Raw genomic sequence first — 17,054 nt, 5'->3', positions numbered from 1 at the left:
AAACAAGAAGCCCGCACAATTGAACTGATGTTCGGTGTGCGGGCTTTCTTTATTCTTTTTCTTCTGCTGCCCGAAGAATCAAGGTCGTGGCCCCCAAGGTGAAAATGCTGCCATCTTCCAATCGGATTCGGTCTTTAGGACCTAACAAGTCATTCATCACAAAAGTGCCGGTGATACTGTCATTGTCGCGCAACGTATATATGACTTTGCCTTGTTTATCGCGTTTCACATTCAGAATGCAATGACGGCGGTCCATACTCGGATCGTTGGTCTCTATCGGAATGTCAACTTCTGTACCTTTCGAGCGCCGTCCGATTAGATTATCGCCTTCATGCAAGGGCAATACCTGCTTATAGCCGAACACATTCTCGATTGCTACTACATTTCCCCAATCTTGTGTCCCTTCTTTTTCATCTATGACTTCTTCTTTCCGGCTTCCTGCGTTCAGCTTGGATTTTCCAATCCGAATGGAAAACTGCTTCTTGCACTGGTCACAAACAAAAACCAAAGACTGGCCTTCCTGATATTTCGTCTCGTCAAATTGGATGTAATGGTCACATTTCGGACATCTTACTCTCTTCATATTCGTTTGCTTGATTTTATTTAGAAGTAAAAACCCATGCCGAAGCGAAATCTTCTTGCTTCTTTAATTCCTGTACTTTTTTGTAAGCCTCCGCTTTATCAGTATAGTGGTACAACGAAACCCGGTATCGTCCCTGCGAAACAACCGTTTGCGCTTCTGTATAGCCTTTCTTTTTCAAGCTTTCCACTACACTTTCGGCATCGGCGGAATTTGTAAGACTCGCTACAATGACATGGCTCGCCTTACCGTTTTTCGGAACTGCCGGAGAAGTTTTTACCGTTTCTTTTTGAGAAGAGACCTTGGAAACGTTTGCTTCTTTTTTTGCCTGACGTGCCGTTTGTCCGGCTTTAGAAAGCGCTTCTACCTTTTCGGTTTTTACGGCAACCGGTTTCAGCGTATTTACATTATTCTTTACTTGCTTTTTTTGAGCTTGCGGCTGTTCTTCTTTCCCGCCGGCAGCTTGTGAAACAGGAGAAAGTATACAAGAAGCAGCCGACTGATTACGGATTGCATCAAATAATCCGGAAGAACCTAATGACGCATAATTGGCTTCATCGACATAAGTGTTCTTTACCGGAACGGAGAACAAGAAGAACAATAGAATGGTAGCAGCTACGGCCACGGCATTTCGAGCCCAACGTTGATAAGAATAGGCCTGCTTGTGTCGTGGCAACCGCATTGCCGGTTTCTGACGCAACGGTTCGATTGCCATCGTAGGCTTGAATGGCAATTTTTGAACCGTAAAAGCCGCCAATCCGTAAAGCGATGGAGTAAAGAATCCATTCTCGGCCGGCTCAAACTCGTACACACCGTTTATATTATAATAAAGTGTCCCTACCTGATTCAAGCACACATGACCTTCTTGATATAATTTTTCTTTCAATGCTTCTACCACAACCTTTATTTTGCGGGTAGCATCAGGAAAGTCCGTATTATATGCCTGCATGTATGATTGGACCAATAATCCGTCGTTCATTACCAGTTTTGGGTTGAACCCTATGGAACGCACCGGCGGACAAAATTCATGTGTCTCCTTATTATATTTAGAAGAGCAGTAGTGAGCTATGAACCCACCCAAGCCGGGAACGATTACACAATCGTTCTCCAAAAGCAATACTTCGATATGTCTGGCTAATTCAATCATACTGCAAATATAGTTTTTTTTTCTGTTATATGACGATACTTGGCTAATTTGTTATACTTTTGCAGCAAGAAATTAATAAAAAATGAGAAAAGTATTATTTTTCATGCTTTTTATGCCTTTGATTGCAGCCTGTACGGGAAGTGTTGAAAAAAAAGAAGAAAAGGCTGAGGAGGAAAGGAACCAAATGATTATGCAACATTTGCAAGGCATTTGGATAGATGACAATACGGAATTGCCAATGTTGAAAATTAAGGGAGATAGTATTTTTCTTGCAAGCCAAATCAATATGCCGTTCTGTTTTAGCATTTCGGGTGATTCATTGTTGGCCAAAGGCTTGGAGCCAGTCGCTTACCGGATTATCAAAATCGAAGAACACGTATTCCAGTTCTACACCTCTTTAGGCGATTTGGTCTCTTTGCACAAATCAGACAACGATACGATTCCGTTTGGCTATCAAACCGTAACGGAGCCTGAAAAGAAGGTTATAGAAAAGGATTCTGTTTTTTATTTTCAAGGGAAGCGTTATCATGGATATGCCTATATCAACCCTTCAACCAAAAAAGTATTCCGCCCTACAATAACCGAAGAAGGGATGATTGTAGACAATGTTTATTATGACAACATTATTCATATCTGTGTATTTCAAGGCAAACAGCGCCTGTACGCAAAAGACATCGGCAAAGAGATTTTCGAAGGTACGGTACCTGCTGATTTCTTGAAAATGTCGGTTTTGTCAGATATGAAATTTACGGGAGTTGATTCAGAGGGCTATCATTATCAGGCAACGGTCAGTATGCCTGATGATTTGTCATGCTATTATGTGAATTTGCTTATTGATGAGAAGGGTACACTGACGTTTAAGTTAAAAGAATAAGCGGTTTGCCGGAATCCTGTATTAAGTAGTCTTATTCATTTAATATAGCTGCGTTGTGTGTACGATTAGTAATCGTACGCCTGTACAATTAGTAATCGTCATGCTGTACGATTAGTAATCGTGCAGGTGATGCAGTTATGTTTCAAACCCTTGCAACGCTTGACGTACATACATTTTTTGCATGTCTTCCGGCTTAAGCACCGTATTGTCCATCATCAGCAAGTCAATGTCAAGAGGGATGATGCCCATCTGCTTACTCAGCAATGTACGCCCGCAGGCTTTTTCAATGCTTTTAAAATAATTCCGCAAAGCATCGGCATCCCATGCCGTATCGAATGAGGCGGCACGATTGAAGTAAGGGTCAGGACATGTTGTCCCTTCGGGTAAAGTCTTTATCATCTTTCCCCACCGGATGGAAGGGAAACGCCGGTTGAGCAGCATTTCTGCCAGTTCCATAAAAGTTTCCGCCCGATAATTCGACCCGATGCAAAGAATGCATCGATGCATATTTTTCATATTGATGAAGTTTTGGATGCAAAAATAGATTTTTTTTGTAAATTTGCACGCTACTAATCAAAAAAATGAATACCATGAAATTTATCGGAAAGATTCCTGCAAAATATGACGCATTTCCTTGTTCTTTTGACAGAACATTTGCTTTGCCGGAAAAGGGAAAGGCCATTCTGCGAATGTACGGGCAAGTGTGCAAGCCGGAGGAGTTAACAATGAATGTAATCGGAATAAAATTTGCAGTACGATAATGGCTTTAGATAGAACAACAGCTCCTGAAATTCGTCAGATAGAACATTTTTCGATAGCGGAACCGGAACGTCGTGTGATGCGAAACGGAGTTCCGTTGAACATTATTCAGGTCGGTCAAGAAGATGTAGTCCGTTTTGACCTATTAATAAAAGGAGGGCAATGGAACCAAACCCAGCCCTTACAAGCCATGTTTACCAACCGTATGCTACGGGAAGGGACTTCTAGTCTGACTTCTGCCCAGATAGCCGAGAAACTGGATTATTATGGCGCGTGGCTTGATTTGTCTTCATCGGTCAATTATGGTTTTATCACTTTGTATTCATTAAGCAAGCATTTTTCTAAAACAATAGAAATTGTCGCTTCCATGGTGAAAGAACCGGTTTTCCCTGAAAAAGAACTGGCGGTTATCTTGAATGTGAACAAGCAGCAGTTTCAGGTGAATGCACGCCGTGTAGATGTGATGGCACGCAAAAGGCTAAACCGTGCCCTCTTCGGCATTCATCATCCGTTGGGGAAATATGCAGAACTGGAAGATTATGACCGTATCAACCGCGAAGCATTGCAAAAATATTACCGGACTTATTACCATTCCGGCAACAGCTCGGTTTATGTATCGGGGAAAATCACGCCGGAGATTATACGCTGTATCGAGCGGCATTGGGGTGAATCCGACTGGGGAGATACCTCTGTGAAAGCATCTTTTACGGACTATATACCCCAGCAAGAGAAGAACAATTATATTTTTGTAGAAAAAGAAGACGCATTGCAAAGCGCGTTGAAAATGGGAGGCTTTTCGCTTTCCCAACAACACCCGGACTATTTGAAGTTCCGTGTGTTGGTCACTTTATTCGGGGGATATTTCGGAAGCAGGTTAATGTCGAATATCCGTGAAGAAAAAGGCTATACGTATGGGATAAGCGCAGGATTGGTGAACTATCCTAAGATTGGTATATTGGGAATCAGCACCGAGGCTGCCAATGAATACATCCAGCCTATCATCACTGAAATAGAAAAAGAAATGGATATCTTGCGTTCGGAGAAAGTATCCGAAAAAGAACTTGAAATGGTGCGCAACTATATGTTGGGAGACATGTGCCGTTCGTATGAAAGCGCTTTCTCTTTATCGGACGCATGGATTTTCATTGAAACGGCCGGACTGGGAAATGATTTCTTTGAGCGCTCCCTGAAAGCTATCAGAGAGGTTTGTTCCGAAGAGATTTTGACATTGGCACAAAGACATTTCTGTAAAGAAAACTTAATATCTGTAGTCGCAGGTAAAAAAGTGTAATGAAATTACAGCAGCTGAAGTAAAAAAACTAATTTTGAACGTCTCAAAAAAACAGCATAGAAAAGAATGAACAGATACACATTATTGCTATGGGCATTTATCGGGTGGGGAAGTTTGTCTGCTTCTGCCCAGATGTCATTAGGCTATTATAAATTTAAGGACGGAGCGGAATATACGGGCGAACTGAAAGGGCGCCGTCCGAACGGAAAAGGAAAAACGGTATTTAAAAACGGTGATACATACGAAGGTGAGTATGTAAAAGGGAAACGCCAAGGACAAGGCACATACATGTTCGCTGATGGCGAAAAATATGTGGGTGAATGGTACGAAGACCAGCAGCACGGCAAAGGCACTTATTATTTCATGAATAATAACCGCTATGAAGGCATGTGGTATCAGGACTTCCAAGAAGGCGAAGGTACAATGTATTATTATAACGGCGATAAATACGTCGGCTTGTGGCATCAGGACAAGCGGAACGGAAAGGGAATCTATACATGGAACGGAGGTGCGCGATATGAAGGCGAATGGAAAGATGACTTGAAAAACGGGACAGGCGTCATGATTTGGGAAGACAATTCGAAATATGAAGGCGAATGGAAAAACGGCGAGCGTGACGGAAAAGGCACTTTCTATTATACCAATGGAGATAAATATGTAGGCGACTGGGTGCACGACGTGCAGCATGGCAAAGGCACTTATTACTTCCAGAACGGAGAACAGTACGAAGGAGACTATGCCGACGGTGAGCGTACCGGTGAAGGCATCTATACATATCCGAACGGTGACAAATATGTAGGTCAATTTAAAAACGGCAAACAAGAAGGAAACGGTATATTTACATGGCAAAACGGAGCTGTATACGAAGGCGAATGGAAAAATAACCAACGTTCGGGGCACGGGCACTATAAGTGGGGCAACGGTGATGAGTACGAAGGTGAATGGAAAAACAATGTTGCTGAAGGAGACGGCGTATTGCGTATGCAAGACGGCTCGGTATATACCGGTAAATTTGCCGGAGGAAAGGAAAACGGCAAAGGAGTCATTGTAAATAAAGACGGCTCACGCTTTGAGGGATTTTTCAAGCAGGGGAAAAAAGACGGCGCCTTTATCGAAATGGACGCGAATGGGAAGATAACCCGTCAAGGGACATTCCGTAACGGAAGATTGTTGGAGGAGAAGAAATAATATGCTGAATTTATCGTTGTTGGCCAGGCAGGTATGCGAAACCGCAAAAGAGGCAGGGGCATTTATCCGTGATGAACAAAAGAAGTTTAACAGAAATGCTGTAGAAAAAAAACATGCGCACGATTATGTATCGTATGTCGATAAAGAATCGGAAAAACGAATTGTCGCACGCCTGAAAGACCTGCTTCCGGAAGCGGGCTTCATTACAGAAGAAGGCAGTATCGCACACAATGAGCATGCGGAATATTGCTGGGTCGTGGATCCGTTAGACGGAACGACTAATTTCATCCATAACAATGCACCATATTGTGTAAGCATCGCATTAAGAGACAAAGCCGAGTTGCTGATAGGCGTCGTATACGAAATCACCCGTGACGAATGTTTTTGGACATATAAAGGCTCGGCCTCTTATTTGAATGAGGTTCCCATACATGTTTCTCCAGTATCGGCACTGGATGACGCTTTTATCGAATTGGGTTTCCCATATAATGCGGAAGCGTATAAGCCGATGGCTGTTCATTTGGTAAACAGGTTATATGGCAATGTAGGCGGACTACGTCTGATAGGGGCTGCTGCAGCCGAATTATGTTATATTGCAGCAGGCCGCTTCGATGCCCGTATCGAAGCATTCTTAGGACCATGGGATATTGCTGCCGGAACGCTTATTCTGGAAAATGCAGGAGGAAAAGTATCTGATTTCAAAGGTGGAGACTCTTTCTGTTCCGGGATTCAAGTATTGGCATCAAATGGCAAGCTTCATGCCGATCTGATGAATATTATTGACAAGTTGCAAAATACTTCTGATTAAATTTATTTTTCTCCAAATATTTTTGTATGTTTGTGTCACTAAAAAGGAAAGACATGAATATACCGGGCATATTGGACTTCTTGAAGCAATTGGCAGCTAACAATGACCGCCAATGGTTTCTGGAACATAAAACGGAATATCAGCACGTACAGCAAAGCTTTGAAGAGTTATTGGCTGTCGTAATAGCACGCATCTCTGTGTTTGATGAAAGCGTGTCTCATGTACAGCCTAAAGATTGCACGTACCGAATTTATCGTGATGTCCGTTTTTCTTCGGACAAATCCCCTTATAAATCCCACATAGGCGGATATATCAATGCGAAAGGGAAAAAATCAAACCATTGTGGTTATTACATTCATTTGGAACCGGACAATTGTATGCTGGCGGGCGGAAGCTGGTGCATGCCTTCGGATATGTTAAGGGCTGTCCGCCAATCAATCTGTGACAACATAGACGAATATCGTTCCATAGTGGAAGATCCGGCTTTCAAAAAATATTTCCCGATAGTGGGAGAGGAGCATTTGAAAACAATGCCGAAAGGATTTCCTAAAGACTTCCCTTATCCCCAATATCTCCAATGCAAAGATTATACCGTGTCTTGCCGGATACCGGATGCTTTTTTCAACAAGCCGGATTTTGTGGATAAGATTGCAGACGTGTTCAAGCAATTGAAACGTTTTGCCGATTTTACGAACTTTACAATAGATGATTTTGAATAAACTTAATTATAAACCTTTTAATTTATACGATTATGGTTGTCGATACACTGGAAAATTTTGAGAAATACGCATCGCTGAACCCTTTGTTTGCCGATGTAGCGGCTTTCTTCAAAACAACCGATTTGAATGCACACGAATTAGGGAAAATGACATTGAAAGAAAATGAGCTGACCGTAAACTTTACTTTGGCAAAACCGAAAACGAAAGAAGAAGCAAAGTTGGAGACTCACAATGATTTCATTGACATCCAGATTCCTTTGTCGGGAGTGGAATTAATGGGATATACTCCGCGTACTGATTTGCCCGAAGAAGAATATGATACAGCGAAAGACAGAACCTTCTATAAAGGCTTAGCTCAAGATTACCTAACAATAAAGCCCGGCATGTTTGCCCTCTTTTTCCCTCAAGACGGACACGCTCCCGGTGTGACTCCTGATGAAATAAAGAAATTGATAGTAAAAGTACGAGTTAAATAATTAATAAGCTGATACTATGGATGAAGTATTGAATATCATTAAGAATGACCCGTGGTTGGCTCCATATCAAGACGCGATTACCGGCAGGCACCAACATGCGATAGATAAGGAAAAAGAACTGGCAGGAAAGAAAACGTTGTCGGACTTTGCGACCGGACATCTTTATTTCGGTTTGCATCATACGGACAAAGGATGGACATTCCGTGAATGGGCGCCCAATGCAACTGCAATTTATTTAATTGGTGATTTTAATGACTGGACAGAATCACCTAAGTTTAAGCTGAAAAAAGTAAAAAATAGCGGGAATTGGGAAATCAATCTTCCGGAGAAAGCCATGAAGCATGGCGACCTGTACAAATTAAAGGTGTATTGGGAAGGCGGATGCGGAGAACGTATTCCGGCATGGGCTACCCGTGTAGTTCAGGATGACAATACCAAGATATTCAGCGCACAAGTCTGGAATCCAAGCAAACCGTATAAATTTAAGAAAAAAGTATTTACACCGAATGTAAGTCCCTTGATGATTTATGAATGCCATATCGGCATGGCTCAAGATGCAGAAAAAGTCGGTACCTATAATGAATTCCGTGAAAACATCTTGCCGCGTGTAGTAAAAGACGGTTATAATTGCATTCAGATTATGGCTATTCAGGAACATCCGTATTATGGAAGTTTCGGCTATCACGTATCCAGCTTTTTTGCTCCTTCTTCACGATTTGGCACACCCGATGAATTGAAACAGCTTATTGATACAGCACATCAAATGGGACTTGCCGTTATCATGGATATTGTGCATTCACATGCCGTAAAAAATGAAGTGGAGGGATTGGGCAACTTTGCAGGAGACCCTTGCCAGTATTTCTATCAAGGTGACCGCCGTGAACATCCGGCATGGGATTCTCTTTGTTTCGATTACGGAAAAAATGAAGTGCTCCATTTCTTGCTTTCGAACTGCAAGTACTGGTTGGAGGAGTTCCATTTTGACGGTTTCCGTTTTGACGGAGTCACTTCAATGCTTTATTACAGTCATGGGTTAGGCGAGGCTTTCTGCAGCTATGAAGACTATTTCAATGGGCATCAAGACGACAATGCCATTTGTTATTTGACCTTGGCTAATAAACTGATTCATCAGGTCAATCCGCGTGCCATAACAATAGCTGAAGAAGTGTCAGGTATGCCAGGATTGGCTGCTCCTTTTGATGACGGAGGATATGGTTTCGATTACCGTATGGCTATGAATATTCCGGATTATTGGATTAAGATAATCAAGGAACGCAAGGATGAAGACTGGAAACCGTCCAGTATGTTCTGGGAAGTGACCAATCGGAGAAAAGACGAAAAGACTATTTCGTATTGTGAAAGCCATGACCAGGCATTGGTAGGAGACAAGACGATTATTTTCCGTTTGATCGATGCGGATATGTATTGGCATTTCCGTAAAGGTGATGAGAATGGTGTCGCAGAACGAGGCATAGCTTTGCATAAGATGATTCGCTTGCTGACCGCTTCTACCATCAATGGAGGCTATCTGAACTTTATGGGAAATGAATTCGGACATCCCGAATGGATTGATTTTCCGCGCGAAGGTAACGGCTGGTCGTACAAGTATGCTCGCCGTCAATGGCATTTGGTAGACGATCCTTCTTTGTGTTATCAATACTTAGGAGATTTCGATTCCGCTATGGTTCATTTGATAGAAAGTGTCAAGAATATTCAAAAAACCGATGTAATAGAAGTTTGGCACAACGATGGCGACCAAGTATTGGCATACCGCCGGAAGGATTTAGTGTTTGTATTTAACTTTAACCCGACACGTTCGTTTACCGACTACGGATTTTTAGTTCCACGTGGGGAATATCATGTTGTGTTGAATACTGATAATAAAGCGTTTGGCGGATTCGGATTTTCAGACGATTCGATACCTCATTTTACTTGTGCCGACCCGTTGTATGCAAAAGATAAGAAAGAATGGCTTAAACTTTACATCCCGGCACGTTCGGCTGTAGTATTGAAACGTCAGAAATAGTTCCTAGATGCTAGGCCTTAGGAACAGATTAACAATATCTATTACAAACTTAATCGATATTTCCTAAAGCCTAGTCAACCAAAAATCCAGTCAACTAAAATGAGTGAATATATCCATACTGCTTATAAGAAGGCCGCTCGCATACAAACCGTTGTGTGCGGCTTTCTTTTTGCTATTTTCAGCTTCGTCTATTTATATGTTTTCCAACGGGACATTTTAGAAGCGTTACATTTTTCGTTGGCGCATGGCAAAACTCATTTTGCTCCGTTAGCAAGTGCATTAATCATAACCCTTAGTTTAATCCTATTGCGCTGGGGAGTCAATAGTTTGTTAAGGCTAAAAGGAAACCTTCGCGCACTTTCTTATTTTCCGTCGTTTCTGATTTTAGGTGTGTTGACTAATGTTGGGAGAGATGTTTACATCTACAATCATCATACTTGTTGGGGATGGCTCTTGCCTGTATTATTATTGGTTTACATCCTATTAGGTTATGGAGTGGGGCGATTTTTCAAGAATCAATCAAATAAAGAAGCAGGTTCTGTATCACAGATGAATAATGGCTTGTTAACAATCGTTTTATTCAGCCTGATGACTGTTCTGATAGGAAATACCGAACGTGACTTTCACCATGAATTGGAAGCTGAACGTTACCTGCGTGAACATCAGTATTCAGAGGTTTTGGAAGTTGGAAAGAAGTCCCTAAAAGCTACACGGACCTTAACCGTACTTCGCTCCATGGCTATGTCTCATGCCGGGTTACTGGGAGAAAAGCTTTTCGCTTATCCGCAATATTACCGCTCAGACGGACTCTTCTTCGCAAACGATTCTACACAAACATTGCGTTATACCAACGATTCTATTTATTATTTGCTCGGAGCACAGCCATATAAAGGAGAAGACCGGATGGAATTCTTGCGTAATATTTGTTACAAAGGCATAGGTAAATATACTGCACTTGATTATTATTTGTCTTCGTTATTGCTTGAAAAACAAATAGATAAATTCGGAGAAGCCTTGGTAGACTTTTACGATGCGGAAGATACCTTGCCACGCTATTATAAAGAAGCCATCCTGATGTATCGGTCGTCTCATCCGGATTACCCTTTCATTATAAAAGACAGTGTTTTGATTAAACGATATGATGAATACCATAAGCGGAAAACTGGCTTTACTTCATTTATTACAGAACGAAACGGAATGCGAAGAGAGTTTGGTGATACCTATTGGTGGTATTTCAACTATCAGGAATAAAAAACAGCCTTGCTTCGTAGGCATTCAGTGTCTTTTTTACTAATTTTGCAAGCCGAATTCCCTGCAAAAGGGAATGGCCTTATGAAGCAAGAAACAAATAATAGATAAACTTATGGCAAAAGAACTTAAAGAACTGACCAAAAGAAGCGAAAATTATTCGCAGTGGTACAATGATTTGGTTGTAAAAGCCGATTTGGCAGAACAATCACCAGTGCGTGGCTGTATGGTAATCAAACCTTACGGATATGCGATTTGGGAAAAGATGCAACACCAGTTGGACACGATGTTCAAGGAAACCGGACATGTCAATGCGTACTTTCCGTTACTGATTCCGAAATCATACCTCAGCCGTGAAGCGGAACATGTAGAAGGTTTCGCCAAAGAATGTGCCGTAGTCACTCATTATCGCTTAAAAAATGCTGAAGACGGCTCAGGAGTCATCGTTGACCCTGCCGCTAAATTGGAAGAGGAACTGATTATCCGTCCTACTTCGGAAACCATCATTTGGAGCACTTATAAGAACTGGATTAACTCATACCGCGATCTGCCTATCTTGTGCAACCAATGGGCAAATGTGGTGCGTTGGGAAATGCGTACCCGTCTTTTCTTACGTACGGCTGAATTCTTGTGGCAAGAAGGACACACGGCACACGCAACACGTGAGGAAGCCGAAGCTGAAGCGCAAAAGATGCTTCATGTATATGGCGATTTTGCTGAAAAATATATGGCGGTGCCAGTCATTAAAGGAGTAAAAAGTGCCAACGAGCGTTTTGCTGGAGCATTGGATACTTATACCATTGAAGGTTTGATGCAAGACGGGAAAGCTTTGCAGTGTGGCACGTCACACTTCTTAGGACAGAACTTTGCTAAAGCGTTCAATGTTCAGTTTGTTGATAAGAACAACAAGTTGGATTACGTATGGGCTACTTCGTGGGGGGTGTCTACCCGTTTGATGGGGGCATTGATTATGACCCACTCAGATGATAACGGTTTGGTGCTCCCGCCGCATTTGGCTCCGATTCAGGTAGTTATCGTTCCTATTTATAAGAATGATGAGCAGTTGAAGCTGATTGATGCCAAAGTGGAAGGTATTGTAAACAAGTTGCGTGCCATGGGCGTTACCGTGAAATATGATAACGCAGACAACAAGCGTCCGGGATTCAAATTCGCTGATTATGAGCTTAAAGGCGTGCCTGTACGTCTTGCAATGGGAGGCAGGGATCTTGAAAACAACACCATCGAATTGATGCGACGCGATACGCTGGAAAAAGAAACCCGTTCGTGTGATGGCATTGAAGAATATGTAAAAAATCTCTTAGAAGAAATTCAAGCGAATATTTACCAAAAAGCGTTGAAGTATCGCAATGAGCACATCACAAAGGTAGATTCCTACGACCAATTCAAGGAGCAAATCGAAAAAGGCGGATTCATCCTTGCGCATTGGGACGGTACAACCGAAACAGAGGAGCGAATCAAAGAAGAAACAAAGGCGACTATCCGTTGCATTCCGTTTGAAGCTGATGAGGAAAGCTTGACTCCAGGAGTGGATATGGTAACAGGCAAGCCTTCTGCACGCCGTGTATTGTTTGCACGAGCCTATTAAAGCAAAAGGAAGTTTTATTATAATACCCCCAAAAGTTAGATTAAACTTTTGGGGGTAATTTGTTTTATTGTCTTTTGATTGTTATAAATTAAACATAATTCCGATTATATCGCTATTGGATATCCATGTAGCTTACGGATGAACTGCATTAAAAAAGATTTACCCAAGCTTACGATGATATTTAAACGTAAGCTTGGGTAAGATTTATGCAGAAACCTTTAAAATCCAGTTTCTGCTTCATTTGAGAAATAAATTTATCCCATTAGAGATTACATAGCTAATTCTTTTTCCAAAGCATCATATTCAGCCTTGTTCAGCTTCCAATAAATGTTCAGCAAGAACTGTCCCCACAATTGTTTATTATCAGGTGCCAATTCTTTTGCTTTTTCATAATTGGGTTTTGCCTTTTCATAAAGCTCTTTAATTTTGCTTTCGTTTGCTGCATATTTAGGATCGTCCATTGAAATCTTGCTGTTTTCTTCTACAATCATTTGCGCAGGAAAGAAATAGCAATCGCCAATTTTAGAATATGCTTCAGCTACGAATTTATCATTTTTAGCGATGATTGAATTAAAGGTTGCGATAGCTGCATCATAATCTTCTTTCTCATATTGCAGAACACCTTTTACATACAAGAAATACGGAGTTTCATTTTTAGCCAAAACCTGATCAATTTCATTCAATGCTACATCAACTTGTCCTTTTTGAATGTAGTAATCCATCAAGTTTCCGATGAAATATTCTTGATCAGGGAATTTTTCAGTTCCTTCTTTAATTGTCGCCAACCATTGTACAGAATCAGTTTGTTCACCTTTTCCGTATGCTTCAGCCAAGCACATCAACGCTCTGTAGCCTTCTTCTTTGTGAGTTTTTCCGATTGTAGCGTACTTGATTACAGCGGCTTTATCATTCAATGAATTAGCCGCCAAAGCCGCATAGCATGCAATCAACGGATTCAATGTATCGTTCTTCACTTCGTCGATATCTGCGAACATCGGATTTTGAGAAGCGTCTACATAAAGACCGAAGAATTTCAATGCATTGGCATAATTGCCTGTGTTATAAGCATCAGAACCTCCGTTAGTCAGATTCGGACGTACTGATTGAAGTGTCTTAGCCAATTTTTTTCTCAGCTTGGGCTTCTTCAGTTCTCCGCTTTGTACTTTAGCCTGTTCTACTTCGTCACATTTCATGTAATATTCGAACATTTTAGCCAAACTATTGTATAACTTAGCTGTATCAGCTTGTCCTCCAGGCAAATACAGTTTCATGTTTTCATCATCATAGATGGCTTTCTGGAAATCGCCTGCCAATTTCCATGTCTCAGGATCATTGGCTGTAGAAGGATCAACCAAAGCGGGTTCGATAATCTTAGCCGCTTCTTCCGGATTGCTCTTTGCTGATTTTGCTTCCTTCACTACACTTTCTTGCGCAGAGATAGTGAATGCTGTGAAGAACAGCGCTGTAGTCAATAAAACTTTTTTCATAACTGCTTTTAATTTAAAAATACAAACTTATTTATTTTACTCGTTTCCTGTTTCGTTTTCGCCAGCGGAATTGTCTTCGGCATTGGCGGCATCAGGCAGAATCTGTTCCATTTGTTCTTCTGTATCCGAATTGACTTTACATACGGAACCGATGCTATCGTTGCGCTTCCCTAAGTCAATCAAGCGGACACCTTGTGTGGCACGTCCCATGATACGCACATCTGCCACCTTCAAACGAATAGTAATACCCGACTTGTTGATAATCATCAAATCGTTTTCGTCTGTTACAGATTTTATGGCGACTAATTTACCGGTTTTTTCTGTAATATTCAAAGTTTTTACACCTTTTCCTCCACGATTTGTCTTACGATAGTCTTCAATATCGGAACGTTTTCCGTATCCGTGTTCCGAAATGACCATAATCGTTTCCTTTTGCGGGTCTTTAATGCAAATCATGCCTACCACTTCATCCTGACCGTCTTCGTCCAGCGTGATGCCGCGCACACCTGTAGCGGTACGTCCCATTTCGCGAACGGCGGTTTCATTGAACCGGATGGCACGTCCGTTGCGGTTGGCTATGACGATATCGTTGTCGCCTTTGGTCATGCGGACTTCTATCACACGGTCGTCTTCACGGATTGTAATGGCATTCACACCGTTTTGGCGCGGACGTGAATATTGTTCGAGTACGGTTTTCTTGATGACACCGTTCTTTGTACAGAACAGCACATAGTGGCTATTGACGAATTCCGTGTCGTTCAAGTTCTTCACGCGAAGGTATGCCGTCACTTTATCATCCGCTTCAATATTCAGCAGATTCTGAATGGCACGTCCTTTCGAAGTCCTGTTCCCTTCCGGTATTTCATAGACTTTCAGCCAATAGCATTTTCCTTTCTGAGTAAAGAACAGCAAGGTGTTGTGCATCGTAGCCGGATAAATGTGCTCGATAAAGTCTTCATCGCGTGTTTCGCTTCCCTTTGCCCCTACTCCACCACGATGCTGCGTACGGAAGTCGGACAACGGCGTGCGCTTGATATAGCCCAAGTGAGAAATCGTAATGACCATTTCATCATCGGCATAGAAATCTTCGGGGTTGAATTCTTCCGAAGAATAAACGATTTCCGAACGGCGTTTGTCTCCGTATTTCTCTTTTACTTCAAGAAGTTCGTCTTTGATTACCTTTTTGCACAATTCCTCGTTCGAAAGGATTTCTTCGTAATAAGCGATTTGCTTCATCAGCTCTTCGTATTCGGCATGAAGCTGTTCCTGAAGCAGCCCGGTCAGCTGGCGCAGGCGCATCTCTACGATGGCACGCGCCTGGACTTCTGTCAGTTGGAAGCGGTCCATCAAGTTGGTTACAGCTTCGTTAGGCGTTTTCGCCGCACGTATGATACGGATTACCTCATCGATGTTATCGGATGCGATAATCAGGCCCTCTAAGATATGGGCACGTTCCTTTGCCTTCCGCAAGTCGAATTTCGTACGGCGGATAACCACTTCATGACGATGCTCCACGAACAGGCGAATCAAGTCCTTCAAGCTCAGCAAGCGTGGGCGTCCGTGTACCAAAGCGATATTATTGACATTGAACGAGCTTTGCAATTCGGTCATCTTGAACAACTTATTCAATACGACACTTGCATTGGCGTCACGTTTCACATCGATGACGATACGCATGCCTTCGCGGTCGGTTTCGTCATTGATATATGAAATGCCGTCCAGCTTCTTCTCATTGACCAGCGAAGCTATCTTCTCGATTAGCTCTTTCTTGTTGACGTTGTACGGGATTTCGTTGACAATGATTTTATCATGAGTCGGGTGCGATTCGATTTCCGTCTTGGCACGCATCACGATGCGCCCGCGTCCGGTTTCGTAGGCTTCGCGCACGCCGCTTACACCATATATATATCCCCCCGTCGGGAAATCGGGTGCCTTGATGTACTGCATCAGCCCGTCCGTATCGATATCGCTATTGTCGATGTATGCCACACAGGCATCGATTACTTCCGACAAGTTGTGTGTCGGCATATTTGTCGCCATACCTACCGCGATGCCGGACGCTCCGTTTACCAGCAGATTGGGGATGCGGGTCGGCATCACCGTAGGTTCCTGCAACGTATCATCGAAATTGTTGGTAAAATCCACCGTTTCTTTATACAGGTCCTGCATCATGTCCTCGCCTATCTTCTTCAGGCGCGCTTCAGTGTAACGCATGGCTGCAGGGCTATCGCCGTCTATCGAACCGAAGTTCCCTTGTCCGTCTACCAGCGGATAACGCATAGCCCAATCCTGTGCCATACGCACCAAGGCTCCATATACGGACGAATCGCCGTGCGGGTGGTATTTACCCAACACTTCGCCGACGATTCTTGCGGCTTTCTTATAAGGTTTGTCTGATGTATTTCCCAGTTCCATCATCCCGTACAAGATACGGCGATGGACGGGCTTGAATCCGTCTCTCACATCCGGGAGGGCACGGGCAACGATTACTGACATGGAGTAATCGATGTACGACTTTTTCATTTCCTCCTCGATGTTGATTTTTATAATTCTGTCTTGTTCTTGCATTGAAACAAATTAAAATTAATACTTATCGTTCTTACTTGAAAAATCATGCTAAAGTACGACTTTTTGTTGAATTGGCAAAACAAATCGGGCAAGTTTTAAAAAATGCATTGATAACAAGATATTTAAAAACAGCCTCCCCGATGCGTGCATTTTCATTCTGGCACAGATTTTGTTAAATACAACCAAAAGGTGCGGGCTATATTAATTTAATAATGTATATTTGCATTTTATAGCGGGTATAGCCGCATGTAAAAACACATACGGCTGCGATGGCTGA

Annotated in this window: 15 protein-coding genes; 10 read left to right on the top strand and 5 right to left on the bottom strand. The window is 42.4% G+C overall.

What is annotated here, in order from left to right:
- Positions 1-49: 49 nt before the first annotated feature.
- On the bottom strand, positions 50-583 hold the full coding sequence (locus BACSA_RS03160) for an FHA domain-containing protein (RefSeq protein ID WP_013616676.1): 534 nt from the start codon (positions 581-583) through the stop codon (positions 50-52).
- Between the two features lie 16 nt (positions 584-599).
- Complete coding sequence (locus BACSA_RS03155; RefSeq protein ID WP_013616675.1) at positions 600-1,727, bottom strand: HU domain-containing protein; 1,128 nt, start codon at positions 1,725-1,727, stop codon at positions 600-602.
- 82 nt (positions 1,728-1,809) lie between these two features.
- On the opposite strand from BACSA_RS03155, the gene BACSA_RS03150 reads away from it, so the two are divergent.
- On the top strand, positions 1,810-2,601 hold the full coding sequence (locus tag BACSA_RS03150) for a DUF4738 domain-containing protein (protein ID WP_041583859.1): 792 nt from the start codon (positions 1,810-1,812) through the stop codon (positions 2,599-2,601).
- 135 nt (positions 2,602-2,736) lie between these two features.
- Here the strand turns inward: BACSA_RS03150 and BACSA_RS03145 are convergent, their stop codons facing one another.
- Positions 2,737-3,117 carry a 2-amino-4-hydroxy-6-hydroxymethyldihydropteridine diphosphokinase gene (locus tag BACSA_RS03145; protein WP_013616673.1) on the bottom strand — a complete coding sequence of 127 codons (381 nt, stop codon included), beginning with the start codon at positions 3,115-3,117 and terminating at the stop codon, positions 2,737-2,739.
- Positions 3,118-3,191: 74 nt separating this feature from the next.
- On the opposite strand from BACSA_RS03145, the gene BACSA_RS20060 reads away from it, so the two are divergent.
- The 9 genes from BACSA_RS20060 to proS all read left to right on the top strand — a co-directional run bounded on the left by BACSA_RS20060 (position 3,192) and on the right by proS (position 12,722).
- Positions 3,192-3,362 carry a hypothetical protein gene (locus tag BACSA_RS20060; protein ID WP_013616672.1) on the top strand — a complete coding sequence of 57 codons (171 nt, stop codon included), beginning with the start codon at positions 3,192-3,194 and terminating at the stop codon, positions 3,360-3,362.
- Positions 3,362-4,651, top strand: a complete 1,290-nt coding sequence (locus tag BACSA_RS03135; RefSeq protein WP_013616671.1) for a M16 family metallopeptidase — start codon at positions 3,362-3,364, stop codon at positions 4,649-4,651. Before BACSA_RS20060 ends, BACSA_RS03135 begins: the two co-directional genes overlap by 1 nt.
- Before the next feature lie 66 nt (positions 4,652-4,717).
- Positions 4,718-5,839 carry an MORN repeat-containing protein gene (locus BACSA_RS03130; protein WP_013616670.1) on the top strand — a complete coding sequence of 374 codons (1,122 nt, stop codon included), beginning with the start codon at positions 4,718-4,720 and terminating at the stop codon, positions 5,837-5,839.
- Between the two features lies 1 nt (position 5,840).
- Positions 5,841-6,647, top strand: coding sequence for an inositol monophosphatase family protein (locus BACSA_RS03125; protein WP_013616669.1), 807 nt, complete (start codon positions 5,841-5,843; stop codon positions 6,645-6,647).
- A 53-nt stretch (positions 6,648-6,700) separates the two neighbouring features.
- Positions 6,701-7,366, top strand: a complete 666-nt coding sequence (locus BACSA_RS03120) for a DUF2461 domain-containing protein (protein WP_013616668.1) — start codon at positions 6,701-6,703, stop codon at positions 7,364-7,366.
- Between the two features lie 32 nt (positions 7,367-7,398).
- Complete coding sequence (locus BACSA_RS03115) at positions 7,399-7,842, top strand: YhcH/YjgK/YiaL family protein (RefSeq protein WP_013616667.1); 444 nt, start codon at positions 7,399-7,401, stop codon at positions 7,840-7,842.
- A gap of 16 nt (positions 7,843-7,858) precedes the next feature.
- Positions 7,859-9,868: an alpha amylase C-terminal domain-containing protein gene (locus BACSA_RS03110; RefSeq protein ID WP_013616666.1), complete on the top strand. Its 2,010-nt coding sequence runs from the start codon at positions 7,859-7,861 to the stop codon at positions 9,866-9,868.
- Between the two features lie 99 nt (positions 9,869-9,967).
- The gene (locus BACSA_RS03105; protein WP_013616665.1) at positions 9,968-11,119 is read left to right on the top strand and encodes a DUF6057 family protein; all 1,152 of its coding nucleotides are present in this window, start codon (positions 9,968-9,970) and stop codon (positions 11,117-11,119) included.
- Positions 11,120-11,231: 112 nt separating this feature from the next.
- On the top strand, positions 11,232-12,722 hold the full coding sequence (gene proS / locus BACSA_RS03100; RefSeq protein ID WP_013616664.1) for a proline--tRNA ligase: 1,491 nt from the start codon (positions 11,232-11,234) through the stop codon (positions 12,720-12,722).
- Between the two features lie 269 nt (positions 12,723-12,991).
- Here the strand turns inward: proS and BACSA_RS03095 are convergent, their stop codons facing one another.
- The gene (locus tag BACSA_RS03095; RefSeq protein ID WP_013616663.1) at positions 12,992-14,209 is read right to left on the bottom strand and encodes a tetratricopeptide repeat protein; all 1,218 of its coding nucleotides are present in this window, start codon (positions 14,207-14,209) and stop codon (positions 12,992-12,994) included.
- Positions 14,210-14,245: 36 nt separating this feature from the next.
- Positions 14,246-16,777 carry a DNA gyrase subunit A gene (gyrA, locus tag BACSA_RS03090; RefSeq protein ID WP_013616662.1) on the bottom strand — a complete coding sequence of 844 codons (2,532 nt, stop codon included), beginning with the start codon at positions 16,775-16,777 and terminating at the stop codon, positions 14,246-14,248.
- Positions 16,778-17,054 lie beyond the last annotated feature (277 nt).

The organism is Phocaeicola salanitronis DSM 18170 (assembly GCF_000190575.1).
GTDB lineage: Bacteria > Bacteroidota > Bacteroidia > Bacteroidales > Bacteroidaceae > Phocaeicola > Phocaeicola salanitronis.
The sequence above is the reverse complement of the archived record's forward strand: the minus strand, read 5'-3'. Positions and strand labels throughout refer to the sequence as shown.

What these genes read in the sequence shown, in the direction of transcription:
- BACSA_RS03160 (WP_013616676.1), bottom strand. Translation starts at nt 583, where the DNA reads ATGAAGAGAGTAAGATGTCCGAAATGTGACCATTACATCCAATTTGAC.
- BACSA_RS03155 (WP_013616675.1), bottom strand. Translation starts at nt 1,727, where the DNA reads ATGATTGAATTAGCCAGACATATCGAAGTATTGCTTTTGGAGAACGAT.
- BACSA_RS03150 (WP_041583859.1), top strand. Translation starts at nt 1,810, where the DNA reads ATGAGAAAAGTATTATTTTTCATGCTTTTTATGCCTTTGATTGCAGCC.
- BACSA_RS03145 (WP_013616673.1), bottom strand. Translation starts at nt 3,117, where the DNA reads ATGAAAAATATGCATCGATGCATTCTTTGCATCGGGTCGAATTATCGG.
- BACSA_RS20060 (WP_013616672.1), top strand. Translation starts at nt 3,192, where the DNA reads ATGAAATTTATCGGAAAGATTCCTGCAAAATATGACGCATTTCCTTGT.
- BACSA_RS03135 (WP_013616671.1), top strand. Translation starts at nt 3,362, where the DNA reads ATGGCTTTAGATAGAACAACAGCTCCTGAAATTCGTCAGATAGAACAT.
- BACSA_RS03130 (WP_013616670.1), top strand. Translation starts at nt 4,718, where the DNA reads ATGAACAGATACACATTATTGCTATGGGCATTTATCGGGTGGGGAAGT.
- BACSA_RS03125 (WP_013616669.1), top strand. Translation starts at nt 5,841, where the DNA reads ATGCTGAATTTATCGTTGTTGGCCAGGCAGGTATGCGAAACCGCAAAA.
- BACSA_RS03120 (WP_013616668.1), top strand. Translation starts at nt 6,701, where the DNA reads ATGAATATACCGGGCATATTGGACTTCTTGAAGCAATTGGCAGCTAAC.
- BACSA_RS03115 (WP_013616667.1), top strand. Translation starts at nt 7,399, where the DNA reads ATGGTTGTCGATACACTGGAAAATTTTGAGAAATACGCATCGCTGAAC.
- BACSA_RS03110 (WP_013616666.1), top strand. Translation starts at nt 7,859, where the DNA reads ATGGATGAAGTATTGAATATCATTAAGAATGACCCGTGGTTGGCTCCA.
- BACSA_RS03105 (WP_013616665.1), top strand. Translation starts at nt 9,968, where the DNA reads ATGAGTGAATATATCCATACTGCTTATAAGAAGGCCGCTCGCATACAA.
- proS (WP_013616664.1), top strand. Translation starts at nt 11,232, where the DNA reads ATGGCAAAAGAACTTAAAGAACTGACCAAAAGAAGCGAAAATTATTCG.
- BACSA_RS03095 (WP_013616663.1), bottom strand. Translation starts at nt 14,209, where the DNA reads ATGAAAAAAGTTTTATTGACTACAGCGCTGTTCTTCACAGCATTCACT.
- gyrA (WP_013616662.1), bottom strand. Translation starts at nt 16,777, where the DNA reads ATGCAAGAACAAGACAGAATTATAAAAATCAACATCGAGGAGGAAATG.